Source organism: Ruegeria sp. BC3 (assembly GCF_056539265.1).
Window position 1 is genome coordinate 19,407 of record NZ_JBQFUP010000013.1, and the last position, 14,384, is coordinate 33,790.

The 14,384-nt window shown below is 56.6% G+C and carries 15 protein-coding genes; 5 read left to right on the plus strand and 10 right to left on the minus strand.

Translation table 11 applies throughout. The annotated features are described in order from the left end of the window. The 3 genes from ACR0MV_RS20925 (at window position 1) to ACR0MV_RS20935 (ending at window position 2,245) form a co-directional block, all read left to right on the plus strand. Window positions 1-393 (plus strand): nuclear transport factor 2 family protein, encoded by a 393-nt coding sequence (locus ACR0MV_RS20925; RefSeq protein WP_480703607.1) that lies wholly within the window; start codon window positions 1-3, stop codon window positions 391-393. Next, a complete protein-coding gene (locus tag ACR0MV_RS20930; RefSeq protein WP_480703609.1) occupies window positions 390-992 on the plus strand; it encodes an NAD(P)H-dependent oxidoreductase in 603 nt (200 codons plus the stop codon). The genes ACR0MV_RS20925 and ACR0MV_RS20930 overlap by 4 nt, the downstream gene beginning before the upstream one ends. Before the next feature lie 86 nt (window positions 993-1,078). Next, on the plus strand, window positions 1,079-2,245 hold the full coding sequence (locus tag ACR0MV_RS20935; RefSeq protein WP_480703611.1) for an adenylate/guanylate cyclase domain-containing protein: 1,167 nt from the start codon (window positions 1,079-1,081) through the stop codon (window positions 2,243-2,245). On the opposite strand, the gene ACR0MV_RS20940 is transcribed toward ACR0MV_RS20935, so the two are convergent. Beyond that, window positions 2,242-3,009, minus strand: a complete 768-nt coding sequence (locus ACR0MV_RS20940; RefSeq protein ID WP_480703612.1) for a hypothetical protein — start codon at window positions 3,007-3,009, stop codon at window positions 2,242-2,244. The two genes, ACR0MV_RS20935 and ACR0MV_RS20940, sit on opposite strands and share 4 nt — an antisense overlap. 368 nt (window positions 3,010-3,377) lie before the next feature. Between ACR0MV_RS20940 and ACR0MV_RS20945 the strand changes: the two genes are divergently transcribed. Together ACR0MV_RS20945 and ACR0MV_RS20950 are read left to right on the plus strand one after the other, a co-directional pair. Beyond that, complete coding sequence (locus tag ACR0MV_RS20945) at window positions 3,378-5,375, plus strand: amidohydrolase family protein (protein WP_480703613.1); 1,998 nt, start codon at window positions 3,378-3,380, stop codon at window positions 5,373-5,375. Window positions 5,376-5,546: 171 nt separating this feature from the next. Then, window positions 5,547-7,088 carry a phospholipase D family protein gene (locus ACR0MV_RS20950; protein WP_480703614.1) on the plus strand — a complete coding sequence of 514 codons (1,542 nt, stop codon included), beginning with the start codon at window positions 5,547-5,549 and terminating at the stop codon, window positions 7,086-7,088. A gap of 100 nt (window positions 7,089-7,188) precedes the next feature. Here ACR0MV_RS20950 and ACR0MV_RS20955 read toward each other — a convergent pair whose 3' ends face one another. The 9 genes from ACR0MV_RS20955 to ACR0MV_RS20995 form a co-directional block, all read right to left on the minus strand. Next, window positions 7,189-7,803 carry a transmembrane anchor protein gene (locus ACR0MV_RS20955; protein WP_480703616.1) on the minus strand — a complete coding sequence of 205 codons (615 nt, stop codon included), beginning with the start codon at window positions 7,801-7,803 and terminating at the stop codon, window positions 7,189-7,191. A gap of 12 nt (window positions 7,804-7,815) precedes the next feature. Next, window positions 7,816-8,469: a HupE/UreJ family protein gene (locus ACR0MV_RS20960; protein ID WP_367647720.1), complete on the minus strand. Its 654-nt coding sequence runs from the start codon at window positions 8,467-8,469 to the stop codon at window positions 7,816-7,818. A 123-nt stretch (window positions 8,470-8,592) separates the two neighbouring features. Next, complete coding sequence (locus ACR0MV_RS20965) at window positions 8,593-8,946, minus strand: hypothetical protein (protein ID WP_480703617.1); 354 nt, start codon at window positions 8,944-8,946, stop codon at window positions 8,593-8,595. Window positions 8,947-9,099: 153 nt separating this feature from the next. Then, window positions 9,100-9,741, minus strand: coding sequence for a 3-oxo-tetronate 4-phosphate decarboxylase (gene otnC / locus ACR0MV_RS20970; RefSeq protein WP_480703619.1), 642 nt, complete (start codon window positions 9,739-9,741; stop codon window positions 9,100-9,102). Beyond that, on the minus strand, window positions 9,738-11,015 hold the full coding sequence (gene otnK / locus ACR0MV_RS20975) for a 3-oxo-tetronate kinase (protein WP_480703620.1): 1,278 nt from the start codon (window positions 11,013-11,015) through the stop codon (window positions 9,738-9,740). Before otnK ends, otnC begins: the two co-directional genes overlap by 4 nt. Continuing rightward, the gene (locus ACR0MV_RS20980; RefSeq protein ID WP_170470254.1) at window positions 11,012-11,809 is read right to left on the minus strand and encodes an N-acyl homoserine lactonase family protein; all 798 of its coding nucleotides are present in this window, start codon (window positions 11,807-11,809) and stop codon (window positions 11,012-11,014) included. The genes otnK and ACR0MV_RS20980 overlap by 4 nt, the downstream gene beginning before the upstream one ends. Beyond that, window positions 11,806-12,093, minus strand: coding sequence for a putative quinol monooxygenase (locus ACR0MV_RS20985; protein WP_480703621.1), 288 nt, complete (start codon window positions 12,091-12,093; stop codon window positions 11,806-11,808). The genes ACR0MV_RS20980 and ACR0MV_RS20985 overlap by 4 nt, the downstream gene beginning before the upstream one ends. Then, a complete protein-coding gene (locus ACR0MV_RS20990; RefSeq protein WP_480703622.1) occupies window positions 12,093-13,604 on the minus strand; it encodes a tripartite tricarboxylate transporter permease in 1,512 nt (503 codons plus the stop codon). The genes ACR0MV_RS20985 and ACR0MV_RS20990 overlap by 1 nt, the downstream gene beginning before the upstream one ends. Before the next feature lie 4 nt (window positions 13,605-13,608). Further along, on the minus strand, window positions 13,609-14,358 hold the full coding sequence (locus ACR0MV_RS20995) for a hypothetical protein (RefSeq protein WP_480703624.1): 750 nt from the start codon (window positions 14,356-14,358) through the stop codon (window positions 13,609-13,611). Window positions 14,359-14,384 lie beyond the last annotated feature (26 nt).

Below are 14,384 nucleotides of genomic sequence, written 5' to 3' on the forward strand. Positions count from 1 at the left end.
ATGAGTACCGAAACCCAAATCCGCGCCTTTATCGCGGACTGGTTTGCCCGGTTCGACCGCCTGGATCCGATCGAGGCGTTCCTGCCAGACCTGCACCCGGATGTGGACTGGGACATGCCCGATACCGACCCTGCTCTGTCCGGGCATGACCGGGTGCGCGCATGGTACGCCGGTGTGTTGAGCACCTTGCAAAGACCGACCGAACACCATGTCAGCAATATTCAAGTCACGCCCGGCGCGGCACAGTTCGAAGTTCTGTTCCGCGCCAGAACGACCACCGGCGAAACCATCGAAGCACGCGTGCAGGAAAACTGGCGCTTTGACACTCGGCCCGATGGTCGCCCGCTAATCACCACATACTCCGCGAATCTTCTGCAAGAGGCAGCCTCATGAAGACCCTTGTTCTAACAGCGCATCCCAACCTGAAAACATCGCGCATCAACCGGGCGTGGTTCGACGCGCTCTCTGACGCGGCCGATGTCACCACCCGCGATCTGACCGCAATCGGCGGCCCCGAGATGCGCTTTGATATCGAGGCTGAACAGGCCCTGTTGCTGGCCCATGACCGTATCGTGTTCCAGTTTCCGTTCTATTGGTATTCGGCCCCGCCAGTGATGAAAGCCTGGATGGATCAGGTGCTGAGCTATGGCTTTGCCTACGGCCCCGGCGGCGACCGACTGAAAGGGCGTGAGTTCCTGATCCTTGTGTCGACCGGTGGCCCGGAACACAGCTATCACGCAGGAGGCTACAACAACTACTCGATGGCCGAGTTTCTGAAACCGTTCCAGCAAACCGCCAATCTGGCGGGCATGACCTATCTGCGCCCTTTCGTGTCCCACGGTATGGCGCTGGCCACTGAGGACCAGATCGAAGCCTCGGTACCAGACATGCTGGCCCATCTGACCGACCCCGACCTGGACCCCAAGGTCAAACAGGCACGGCTGCTGAAACAGCTTGAGGAAGACCCGACCAAGGCAGCGGCCGTCAGCTGACACCACCCGAACCCGCGTTCAGCGCGGGTTCTTTCGGTGCAAATGATATGTAGAATGAAGCTACGTCCACCAAAGCGAGAACGCCCGTGTCCGAGATAGATGACCTGAACCGCTGGTTGATTTCCGAAGGGCGTTTGCTGGGCGACGAAACCGCGATCGTCAAAGGATACTGCGAGGGTCTGGTGCAGCTGGGCGTTCCGCTGGCACGGGCGCGGATCGCCCAGAATTACTCGAACCCGCTGCTCAGCGCCTGGGGGATCATCTGGACCCCGGACGAAACCCGCCGCTATACGGTGGCAACGACAGTCCTGTCGACAAGCGCCTGGCATGGCAGCCCGTTTGAATACATTGTCACCAATCGCCGCCCGCTGCGCAAACGATTGATCGGGTTGGACTTTACGACCGAGCATTCCGTCTATGCGGAACTGGCCGAAGCAGGCGCTACCGATTTTCTGGCCATCCCGCTGGAACATGGTAACGGCTCGGTTCAGGGCACCAGCTACACCTCGAACGCAGAAGCAGGGTTTTCCGACAGGGATATTCGCTATCTGGAAGACTCGCGCTTTGCACTGGCGGCGGCGCTGGAACCCATCGCGATGCGCCATTCGCAAAAAAGCCTGTTGCAGACCTATCTGGGTCATGGTCCTGCCGAAGAGATCGGTCAGGGGCATATCAAACGTGGCGAGCACAAATCCGTATCCGCCGCCATCCTGTTTGCCGACCTTCGCGGCTTTACCGCCAAGTCCGAGGCCTGGCCCGAGACGCAGTTGCTGGACATGATGGGCGACTATTTCGAAATGGTCGTGACCCCTATTCAGCAGGCCGGGGGCGATGTCCTGAAATTCATGGGCGATGGAATTCTGGCAATTTTCGAAAACGAAGGCAGTGCTGAAATCTCCTGCCGGGCCGCTGTAGCCGCTGCACAGCAATCCCTCTCCAACCTTGAAGACTACAACCATGCGGGCGCCGAAACAGGGCGTGAGCCGATTGAATTTGTGATCGGGATAGATTTTGGTCACGTCACCTTCGGCAATATCGGCAGTCCCGACCGGTTGGATTTCACTGTGGTCGGCCAGGCCGTGAACGTCGCAAGCCGTGTGCAAGGCCTGTGCAAAGAGCTGGGCGAGACCACCCTGATCACCGCGAATGTCGCAGAACATCTGGGGGCAGCGGTCCAATCCGTCGGCCATCATTCCCTGCGCGGTCTGCCACAAGAGATCGAGGTGTTCAGCCCGACAGGGACACCCGCCTAGAACATCATGCAGTCCGCGCCCGGCGGCGGCGGAGGAGTCCCCTCGGGCAAGGTAGGCGTGTAGTCAAAGGTCACGATCTTTGCGCCCCCGTCGAATGCCACGAAAAGTTGGTTCGACCCGGGCCGAATGGCAATTCCTTCAGGGTCTGTGCCGAACTCCAGCAGGCTTTGCTGGGCAAGCAACTGCCCGTCCGCCGTGAACTCATACAAGCTGTTGGTTCCTTCCCAGTCATCGACAATCAGCATGTGACCTGTACGCGGGTCAATCGCGATACCCTGCGCCTCACTCAGGGGTGGGGATAACTGCATCGTATCAATGCGGGTGGTCAGGTTGCCGTCGCCATCGAACCACGACAACCGTTCGGGGTCGTCCTCGACCGTAACGATCTGACCCTTGGCGTTGATGGCGATGCCTTCGGTATCTGCAAACCCGCCTTCCAACGTGAACGGCACCCCCAACGGTGTCCCGTCCTTGGTGACCCGCTGCAGGCTGCCCAACCCGTCGCCCACCAGCAGGTGATCCCCTTCGATAGCGATCGCCTTGATCCGGTACAGGTCGCTGGAGATCCGGCGCAGCTCGTCCCCCTGCAGCGTGACAAGCACGGCCTCTGGCCCTTCATTGGCGATCCATAAGCCGCAGAACGTTGGATCGTAATCCAAGCTAGCTGGCCGGTTCAACTCATAGCGACCGGTTTCCCGCAGCTCTAGGGCGGCGGCCGGGCTGCACAGCACACACATCGCGACCAGACTGGCTTTTACTGGCATTTCTGATACCCCCATGGCCCGATTAAATGGGTCAGGTTCACTTGTGGTCAACTCAGGGCCCGCACAACGGCCGATCCAAGGGGCGAACGTTGGTAACGAAATTCCCCAGTTGTCTGCAGATATGGAACAACGGCTTTCGCGGATTCTATTCGGCATAGCCAGAGTTCGATGTTAGCGTATGCATAATTTCATTCATCTACTTGCAATTGAATGCTCGCTGATTTGGAGGATTTGTCATGCCAGACGTAACTCGCCGCACCTTGCTTCGCCTTTTTTCCGGTGCCTCATCATCGGCTCTGCTTATTCCTTCCAAAGCTGTTTGGGCAGGAACTACAAATCTTCAAGACATAACCGGGGGATCCTTTGCGTTGCCGGAGGCCACCGTTTTCCCCGCCCGCGCGATCATTACGATGGACCCCGATACCCCACGCGCTGAGGCCGTTGCAGTTGTAGGGGATCGGATTGCAGCAGTTGGCAGTCGGGCTGAAATTGATGCGCTTATCGGTGACCAGCCATTTCGCATCGATGAGACCTTTGCCGACAAGGTGATCCTGCCGGGGTTTGTCGAGCAACACGTCCATCCCGTTCTGGCGGCGTTGACGATGACAACCCACGTCATATCCATCGAACCATGGGACGCCGAGGAAGGTTTCTCTGCACAAGTCCGAGACCCCGACGGGTATCGCGAACGTCTGTTGGCGGCCCTTGCAGCACACGACGATGCCAACGAGACGTTCGTGACCTGGGGCTACCACCACTACATGCATGGCGACATGAGCCGCGCGATCCTGGACGAGCTTGCACCCGATTTTCCGGCGATTGTCTGGCATCGCTCGTGCCACGAGTTCTTTTTGAACACCAAAGTCATGGAACTCTACGGAGTTGATGAGGCGTGGTTTTCCACACTCTCACCAAGCGCAGCGGCGCAAGGAAATCTGGAGAACGGGCATTTCTATGAACAAGGCGGAATGGCGCTGCTCGACCTGATCGCCCCGGCGATTGCGACGCCTGAGCGGATGAAGGCCGGGTTGGAATATTCGATCGACTATTACCACAAAAGCGGCGTGACGACGGCCTGCGAACCAGGCGGGTTCTTTTCAAAGGCCCTGCAAGATGCGGTGAATGCGGTGTATTCATCAGACGCGACGCCGTTCAATCACTACTTCATCGGCGATGGCAAATCCTTTGTTTTGCCCAATATGGACGATCCCGCGGCGGTGATTGAAATGGCCGAGTCGGTCTATGATTGGGGCACGGGGCGAACCCGATACCTGCAGAAGCAGATCAAACTGTTTACTGATGGTGCCATCTATAGCCAGCTTATGCAGATGCGAGATGGATATACTGACGGGCATGAAGGCGCGTGGATCATCGACCCGGATGTATTCACCTATGCGTTTCAGACCTTCTGGGATGCCGGATGGCAAATCCATATTCACAACAATGGTGACGCCGGTATGGACGTGCTGCTCGACAACCTCGAGACGGCATTGCGTCGTAACCCGCGTTATGACCATCGCACGGTTCTTGTTCACTTTGGATTCGCGGCCCCGGATCAGATCGAGCGCGCGGCCCGGTTGGGTGCAATGGTCAGCGCCAATCCATACTATGTAACCGCACTTGCGGGACGTTATGGAGACATCGGCATCGGACCCGAGCGCAACGCGCGGATGGTACCGTTGGGCGAAGTCGAAGCTCTTGGCGTCCCGATGTCCTTCCATTCCGATATGCCGATGGCCCCCGCCAAACCTCTGCAGCTGGCATCCTCGGCGCTGAACAGAAGAACGCTGGAGGGTGACGTTGTCGGGCCGGATCAAAGAGTAAGCGTCGATACGGCGCTTAAGGCGATCACCATCGACTCGGCCTATACAATTCAGTTGGAGGATGAGATCGGATCGATCACACCGGGCAAACTGGCCAACTTTACGATCCTTGAAGAAGACCCATACGAAGTGGCCGTGGAACAGTTTGACAAGATTCCAATCTGGGGAACGGTCCTTGAGGGCAGGCTGCAACCCGTCGAGCCGGCCGAAGGCACAACAATCGCGAACCCGGCTGCCGAATTCTGTATCGAGCAAGATGGGCGTTATGAAATTCGCAAAGATGCAAGCGGTGCTACGCAGGGCATCTGCATCTTGAATGACGGCACTGAAATCGACGCGTGGGAATACCTGCGCCGAGAACGCGCCGACCTGTCGCCAACCTCTGCTCCGGGCCGTATCGCACAGTCCTTACAAGAGGGTTTGGACCAACGCGCTCGGATGCGTCTCATGATGTCTCGTGCGTATTCCGATCTGGGACTGTGCACCACGGACGCTGCAATGCGGGACAAGCTTTGCCAGGCGGTTTCGAATGCGCTCGGCTGACATAGCTTCGGTGCCGTATCGCAAGTTCGCTCGGCCCACCAAGGGAATTCTTAAAGGCGAGGTCGCATAGCGCCGGTTGGCCTACATTGGCTTGCACTCTTGAAAACCTGCGTGGCGTTGGGTCAAGCTAAGTGCAAAGGCCAATTGGACGAACTGAACACAGGACCCTGAATGCGGCTGATCCGAAATTTCCTTATTGTGGTGGCGGTTATTGCACTTGCCGTGGTCGGGTTAAGGTGGACGTTTCCACTCCCCCAGCAAAATTTCTCTGCAGAAGTAACAAAACAAGAGGCCGATTGGTCCGGCCCCTTGGGGGCGACAATCAAAAACGCGCTTGAGCGAAACCCCGGACTGGACGGTGTACGACCATTGGGCAATGGGCGCGCAGCTTTTGCGGCGCGTGCCATCCTTGCGAAAGAAGCGACATCCTCAATCGACGCTCAGTACTACATCTGGCAGGACGATGTGACGGGGCTAATGCTTCTTGACGAGTTGAGGGCCGCCGCAGAACGCGGCGTGCGGGTCAGGCTGCTGGTCGACGACAACGGCATCTCTGGAATGGATCAGTTGCTTGCCGAGCTCGATGCCCTGCCGAACGCGCATGTGCGTATTTTCAACCCGTTTACGCTCAGGAGCCCCAAACTCCTGTCCTATGCTTTCGATTTCAGCCGTCTGAACAGGCGCATGCATAACAAGTCGATGACGGTGGATGGCGTGGCGACGGTTGTCGGCGGTCGCAACATCGGTGACATCTACTTCGACTACGGAGCCGGGACGCACTACCTCGACGTGGACGCGATCGCCATCGGCCCGATTGTGGATGAGGTTTCGCAGTCCTTCGACGCATATTGGAACAGCGCGTCATCCTATGATGCTGATCTCTTTTTGGACCCGCCAATCGAACAAAGCCTGAAGGCCAAAGCCGAGGCCGCGCGTCAGTCGGCTTTGGGCGCGGGCTATCAGAAAGCGATCCGTGAAAATGAACTGGCCGACCGAATAGCGGCGCGCGAGCTGAAATTCGATTGGAGCGAGGTCACCCTTTTTGTCGACGACCCGGCAAAGGGTTTGGGTGAAGTTCAACGCGAAGACCTGATCGTCGAACAACTGATCGAGTTCGCCCAAGGTTCAAAAAATTCACTGGACCTGGTCTCGGCTTACTTCATACCCGGCGAGCGTGGCGCAGAAGTTCTTGAAGGGCTCGCCAAGTCCGGAGTGAAGGTTCGTGTCCTGACCAACTCGCTGGATGCCACTGACGTTATGCCGGTTCATGCAGCGTATATGCGGTATCGGGACGGCCTGCTGAACAGCGGTGTCGAGCTGTTGGAGCTTCGCGCCTTGCGACAGGAGCACAGCGAGCGAAGCCTGCCCGAGATGCTGGCGGGGTCGGCGTCGGGCCTTCACGCAAAGGTCTTTGGGTCCGATGGTGAGCGGATATTCATAGGGTCTTACAACCTTGACCCACGTTCCGCGCGGCTCAATACCGAGATGGGCCTTTTGATCGAAAGCCCTGCGATTGCGGCATCCCTTGCTTCTCAACTGAGTAAACCGGAATTTTCCTATCGCGTAGAACTCGACGATGATGGCCAGATGATTTGGTTGCAGGAAGAAGCAGACGGAACCGTCACCGTGCATTCTGTGGATCCTGAAACCAGCGGTTTTCAGCGCGCCCTCACGGCGGTTGTCAGGTGGCTGCCGGTTGAGTGGATGCTTTGACCGGTTTGGCATTGGTCATAAAGGGCAACTGCTGAATGCGATGGCCCAAGTCCGGGATTTGACGCCGCGCACCCAAATCTTGGATGCGCGGCTGGGGCGTTTACTCGCTGCGCACGATTTCCGTGTAAGCGCCATTCAGGTTGAGTGTTACGGTAACCGCCTCATCATCCCTATTGCGCCAGAACCAACCGTGCTCGCCCGCGAAAGGGGCGACCATTTCGCCGGCACCTTCAGTAGCACCGCGGCCCTTTTCATAAGTATGCGACTGCCCGCCGCCATGCGCGTGTAGATCAAAGTTGATGCGACCGCCGTCCGCGATCCACTTAAACTGCGCTTGCGCACCTTCTTCCATCACCAGCTTCACCTCGGTGAATTCATCCGGCTCAAGCGTGAAGGTGATCGTATCCTGCCAAGCCTGCTGAGCATATGCGGTGCCAACGAACAGGCCCAACAGGTCGTTCAACAGGCCTGAAGACTGATCAGCTCCATGAAGCTGTTGGTCTTGCTCTACTTCGTCTGCCAGTTCCTGCTTGATCTCACCCATTTCGGTTAGTCCGAGAACACCGCCAGCTCCGGTCGGGTCGATTCCATATTCCGCAGGCAACACGACGGCGACAAGAATTGCCACTGCGCTAACAGCGGCAATGATCGTGGACCGAAGAAGCTGGGCCGAGCTTGGCAATTCTTCGAGGCTTGGTTTTTTTGCATTAAACATCTGTGGTTATCCTTATGCGGCCACGAAATAGCCGGTGATTTGGTATCCCATCAGCACGAAACCGATGGTCATCATGACAACATTGACGGTGTAGGCCTGCTGGAAGAACTTGGCACTTTTCCTCCAGTACCCCATGACAATGAGGATGGCGGCGAGGGCCAAAAGCTGCCCAATCTCGACGCCGACGTTGAACGCCAGGAGGTTGGGCAAAAGCCCGTCTGGCGCGATCTGGTAGTCCAGAATCTTCGTGGCCAAGCCGGTGCCGTGGAACAGGCCAAAGATGAACGTCGCCGCCTTGGTATTGGGCTGAAAGCCGAACCACCGCTGATAGGCACCAAGATTATCGAGCGCCTTGTAGACGACGGACAGGCCAATAATGGCGTCGACGATGTATGAGCTGATACCCCAGCCAAACCAGACGCCCGCGAGCATCGTTATTGAATGGCCCACGGCAAAAAGACTTACGTAGACCGCAACGTCTTTCGACCGATAAAGGAAAAAGACAACGCCCAGCAGGAACAGGATGTGGTCATAGCCCGTGACCATGTGTTTGGCCCCAAGATACATGAAGGGGATTATGTGCACCCCCCATATTTCCTGAATGTAGCCAGCGTCGCCGGGCGTAACGTCATGCGCCAGGGCTGCGCTGGTGGACATCAGCAGCATGGATAGGATGAAGAACGCAAGACGCGTTGAACAGCGCCTGACGCCCTCGATGAGGGTTTTCATAGGGAAACTCCGCTTTGAATTTGGATTGATCAGTGATGCGCACAAAGTGCGCGGTGCCGATCAAGCGCGCGGAGGTCTCTCTATTCTGAACTGACGGGTGGGGCCGCGGACTGAGCTTAGCATCCGCCAGGCTTCGCCGCTGTGTACGTCGGGCGCAGAACCGGGGCCATTTGAAAGAAACGCCTGGTTGTGGTCGTGATCCGCCACATCGTGGCTATGGCCGTGCATCGCCCAATACAGGTCTTCTTCAAACCCATGCGAATGACCGTGATCCTCAACCATTTCAAGATGGTCCTGAATCGTCTCAAAAACCGCAGGCGCATGAGAAAACGATGGCGTCACGGACCACACAACCATAGACAGGCAGAGCAAAGATAAAACAGCTCTCAACATGTACGCGTACGCCTGTTTCATCACATATATCTGCCCGTTGGTCGCGGCATCTACACCACCGTAGCGGCTCAAATTTCTAATACAGCCGTCTGTAAGCGCGTTTATACGCTACGTTCCTGCTATCGATTTGTCTCGTAAATTTCAAGTGTGCTTGCCCCCAAACTCGGTGTCGGATTACATCCTTCCGAAATCTTCTTTGAGTTCTGCGACTTGTTCTGCATCCAACATCCGGGCTGGCATACCCCGCAGCACCACGAGCAACTTGGCTGTTTCTTCCAACTCTTCAGCTGCACAGACCGCTGAGAAGAGGTCCTTTTCCGAGACGACGGGACCGTGATTTGCCAACAGAACCGCACGATACTTGCCGCCCAGTTCGCGGATCAAATCACCAGACTTCGGGTCGCCCGGCTTGACATATGGAACCAGTTTGACGGTGCCTACGCGCATGACCACGTATGGTGTAAGCGGTGGAATACAGTCATTGGGATCGGTGTCTTCCAGACACGACAGAGCGGTGGCCCAGGTCGAATGCAAATGCACCACAGCGCCAGCTTCTGGCCGCGTCTCATAGAAGGCTTGGTGCAGAAAGACTTCCTTGGTCGGCTTGTCGCCGGAGACGTGGTTGCCATCCAAATCAATCTTGGCAATTCGCTCAGGGTCAACATTGCTCAAAGTCGAGTTGGTGGGCGTCATAAGGATGCCATCATGCAGACGGGCAGAAACATTGCCAGCAGTGCCTACGGAGAAGCCACGCGCAAAAAGCGAGGCGCACAGATCCGACATCTGCCGTCGCAGCGCCAGTTCTTCAGAACTCATCTGCCTGACTCCATCATTCTCAGCGCTTTTGCGAAAAAGTCAGGAGCGCCAAAGTTTCCAGATTTTAGGGCCAGCGCAATGGGTTCAGTTTTTCCTACGCTCAGGACCGGCACGCCCGGGTCGATCTCTGGCCCAATTGACATGGCCGGAGACCCCACTGCCTCAGAGATGACCTTGGCAACAGCTCCCGACGTCTCTCCTCCTGCCACCGCAAGGCGCTTGTACCCAGCATCGACAAGTTCTCGTGCTGTATCTGCAAAGAGATTGTCCAGCTTTTTCGCCACAGCCTCCTGACCGAATTTGTTTTGGATCGCCCGCACATCATCCGGGCCTCCCGATGAATACGCGAGCGGTGCCTGACCCGGATGCGTTTCAAAGAAATCCAGAAGCGTTTGCGTGGTCACATCCCCGGACATGACACCCGGAACATCGATGGCGAAGGTCGGATGGGATTTAGAATGAACATCAATCTGCCCGCGTGTCGCACCGGAACACGACCCGGCAAGGATAGCGGCGGGCCCAGTGACACCTGTAAACACACTGCCACCTCTTTTGGACGAAGCTTTTCTGACGAAGTTTCTGGGTAAACCCAATGCTATCCCCGACCCGCCAGTAACGAGCTTGGCGTCCTTCAGAGCCTCACCCCAGGCCAGCAAATCCTCGTCCGAAATCGCATCGCCGATCACAAAGCGTTCGTCGGCGTTCTGCAAAGCAGCAAAAATCGCCTCCGGCCCTTGCTTTACGGTGTCAACTGACACCAACCCGACCGTTTCTTCGGTCTGATGCTGCAACCATCGCCGGATGTTGGCATCCGTCATCGGAGTGAGAGGGTGGTTTTCCATCCCGGATTCATGCAACAGCTTACCGAGTACAAAGAGATGACCGTAATAGACAGTGCGCCCCGTTGTCGGAAAGGCCGGACAGAAAACCACCTTTTGCGCACCCAGGTCGTTGGCCAGTGCTTCCGCAACGGGGCCGATATTTCCTTCCGTCGTGGAGTCAAAGGTCGAGCAATATTTGAAGATGAACTGCTGGCAACCTTGGTCCGCGAGCCACCGCAAGGCACTCAGACTGTCTGCGACAGCTTCCTCGACAGGTGCAGTGCGGCTCTTGAGCGAGACTACGCCTGCTTCGATCTCCTCGTCGGCTGGGGTTGTTGGAATACCCGGGAACTGTGCCGTTCGTAACCCACCTTCTGGCTGTACACCCTTCGCCAAGGTGTTCGCGATATCACTCGCACCGGTAAAGTCGTCCGCTATGACGCCGATTTTCATAATTTGATGTCCCTGATTGGCCCGGGATCCAGCCTATGGATATGCGGTGCCGCTCCGACGGGAAAAACCTCACGCACAAGTGGATCATGGCCTGGCACGATAAGTCGAGGGTGCGAGGCCAACTTTTCGAGCGTCTCAAAACCATCCATCATGTCTTGCAGGTCGACGACGATGGGAAAGGCTTTGCGAGCCATGAAATTCTCGTAATAATGCGAGGCATCAGAGGCGAGTACCATCCACCCGGCCGCCGTTCTTACGCGCGCGCATTGCAACCCGCGCGAATGCCCACCGATGCAGTGCACCGTGATCCCATCTGCAATCTCGGCTTCTCCGTCGTAGAACACGACTTTGCCCGAATAGAGACGCTTTACGACCTCGCAGACATGTCCAGCCGTGAAAGGCGCACGCAGGTGATCATGGCACATGCAGGGACCTGTAGCGAAGGCCATTTCCGCGGATTGCATATGCAACTTTGCGTTGGGGAACATATGCAGCCCCCCCGCGTGGTCATAATGAAGATGGGTCACTATAACCTCGGTCACCGCTTCCGGCGAAATGCCTAAGGGCCGCAGAGCCTCGCGAGGATCCATCGCAATGGGACGACCACGGGCAGCTGCCTCATCGGAGTCGTAGCCAGTATCGACCAGAATGACTTTGTTGCCGCGTTTGAGCACCCAAACGAAATAATCCATCGCATGAGGCGCGTCGTGATTATCATCGATGATGAAACTATCAGCGCGCGTCCGGGCATTTCGATCCGCGTATTTCACCGCGTGGATTTCCCAATCGTTCATCGGATGACCTCGGAATACTGGTGAACCACCTTGGTGGCGATCATATCAGCCACTGCCGTCTCGAAGGACTGAAAATGCGCACTTTCTAGGTGGGCAGAGAATGCTACGCTGTCATCATAAACCTCATAGAGAAAAACTGTCTCGGGATCGTCGCCGAGGCAAACGTCAAACTGCTGGCATCCGGGTTCTTCACGCAAAGAGGTTGAAGCGTTTTCTACCATCAGCGGCAAGAAAGCGTCTCTCGTACCGGGTTTGAGAGTAAAGGTGACCGTGACAACAAACATCAGACAGAAAGTCCTTTCAGACGTGAGAAAGCGCGCTTTGCGTAGGGCAGTTGGCTGAGGATCAGACCAATGTTGAGCACCAGCAGAGTGGCCGCACCGGGTCGGGAAAAGAAGACCGAAAGATCCCCGTCCGACAAGAACAGCGACCGGCGGAAGGTTTCGTCAAAAAGGCTGCCCAGAATAACCCCGATCACCAACGGCGCGATTGGGTACTTCATTAGGTTCATGAAATAGGCAACAGCACCGACGCCGAGCATCAGGTAGAGATCATTGATGCCCCCACCAACGCTGAAAGACCCAATTGTTGTCAGAACCATCACGACCGGCAAAAAGATGGTCTGCGGGATGGCAAGGATTTTGATAAATACCCGAGCGGTGAAAAGCCCCATAAGAAACATTGTCAGGGATGCTAGAACCAAGATCGCAACCACGCGCAGAATGATCTCGGGATCAATCGTCGGCCCCGGGATCACATTGTTGATCTTGAAAGCCCCCATCAAAGCGGCGGCTGGTGGTGAGCCAGGAATGCCCAACACCAAAAGTGGGATTAGCGCGCCGCCAATACAGGCGTTATTTGCTGTTTCGGAGCACAGCAGACCTTCCAATGACCCTTTTCCAAACTTGTCGCCCTCGGCAGAAACGGTCTTGCCAACACCGTAGCTGACCCAACCGGCGACATCTTCGCCGACGCCAGGAAGCGCTCCTACCCCAGTTCCAATCACTCCTGACCGGCCAATGGTGGGCAGGTAGCGTCGGATGGAACGTAGGTTCGGAAGAATGCGGCCTTTCAGGGCCAGAACTTTCCCGGCCTCAACGTGCCTCAAACCGTCAATGATTTGGGGAATGGCAAAGGCCCCCATCAAAACTGGCACAACCTGAAACCCGCTCATCAGGTAAGACCAACCGAAAGTATAGCGCGGCTCAGACAACAGAGGGTCGAGGCCCACCATGGACATCGCAAGCCCAATCAGACCGGCGATCCATCCCTTAATCACCAGGTCTTCGCTCATCAAAGTGCCAGAAAGCAAAATGCCGAACAGGGCCAGCAATGCTTTCTCCGGGCTTGCGATGTTCTTTGAAACCAAAAGCAGAGCCCACACGAAAATCAAAAGAGTGATGGTCCCGATAACTGTGCCAATGAAGCTGGCCGTCGTGGTCAGCCCTAGTGCTTCGCCCCCTCGACCCGCTTTGGCCAGAGGGAAGCCATCCATGGCCGTCGCCGCGCTGGCTGCCGTGCCCGGAATGTTCAGCAAAATAGACGGGTAAGAGCCGCCGTAGATCGCGCCGACATAGGCCCCGAGCAAAGCGACGAGCGAATAGTCGAGCGGGATTTTGTTGCCGAAGAAGCCCGTCAGGATCGTCACGGCCAGGGTTGCCGTAAGGCCGGGCAATGCGCCGAACGTGATGCCCAGGAACACGGATGCAATCAAATACAGATAGGTCAGCGGGTCCACTGCCAGACCCGCGAGCGCAGAGCCAAATCCAGCCAGTTGCGAAAGGATAAATTCCATCCGGTCAGTCTTTCCATAACGGACGAAGCGTCACGTAGTAGTGGTATTCGATTTGCTTGAAGATCAGCCCGCCGCGCGCGGGCACGTTCTGCCGGAAAACAAACGCCATCGCGCAAACAAGGATCAGCGGGGCCAATATCGCGATTAGTGGCACGAACCGCAGAACGGGTTCAGAGGCCGCTTTGGTCAGCAGAAAAAGCGTCAACGCGACCCAAACGGCCAATGTGAACCAATCATCACTGTGTGCATTCCAGTCCGCCTGCGCAGGAAACACGACGAACGCGTACAATCCGGCGGCGGCGACGGCGATGCAGGCCACCAACGCACGCCGAGCATGGCCGCCGTAGTACCCGTAGGTCAAAGCTGTAATCAGCAAACCAGAGCACAGAATGAAGTCCACTCTGGGAACGAGCCCCACGACATATGCAAAAAGGATCAGGCCTATTGTTGAAGCTCGATAGGCTTCCGACTGGTCCCATCCAATCCCCAAAGCCGTAAGTGCGTTTTGTGCTCCACCTGAACGGATCGAAATAGCCAGCAAGACGAGGGACAAAACAAGTAATCCACCGAAGATGAACAGCGGTACAATTGCAGCCGAGTTGTACCAATCAGATCCACTTACACCTGCGCGGTTTTCACCCCAAAGCGGGATGTCCGACGTCTTCCAAAGGAAAAAGGTGGAAATTGCTATCAGACCAATCGATGCCCAGAAATCGCGCGCCCGCATGATCAGTGTATCGTCAGGTTTGTCCATTGCTTGCCTCTTGTCGGAAAGGGCGC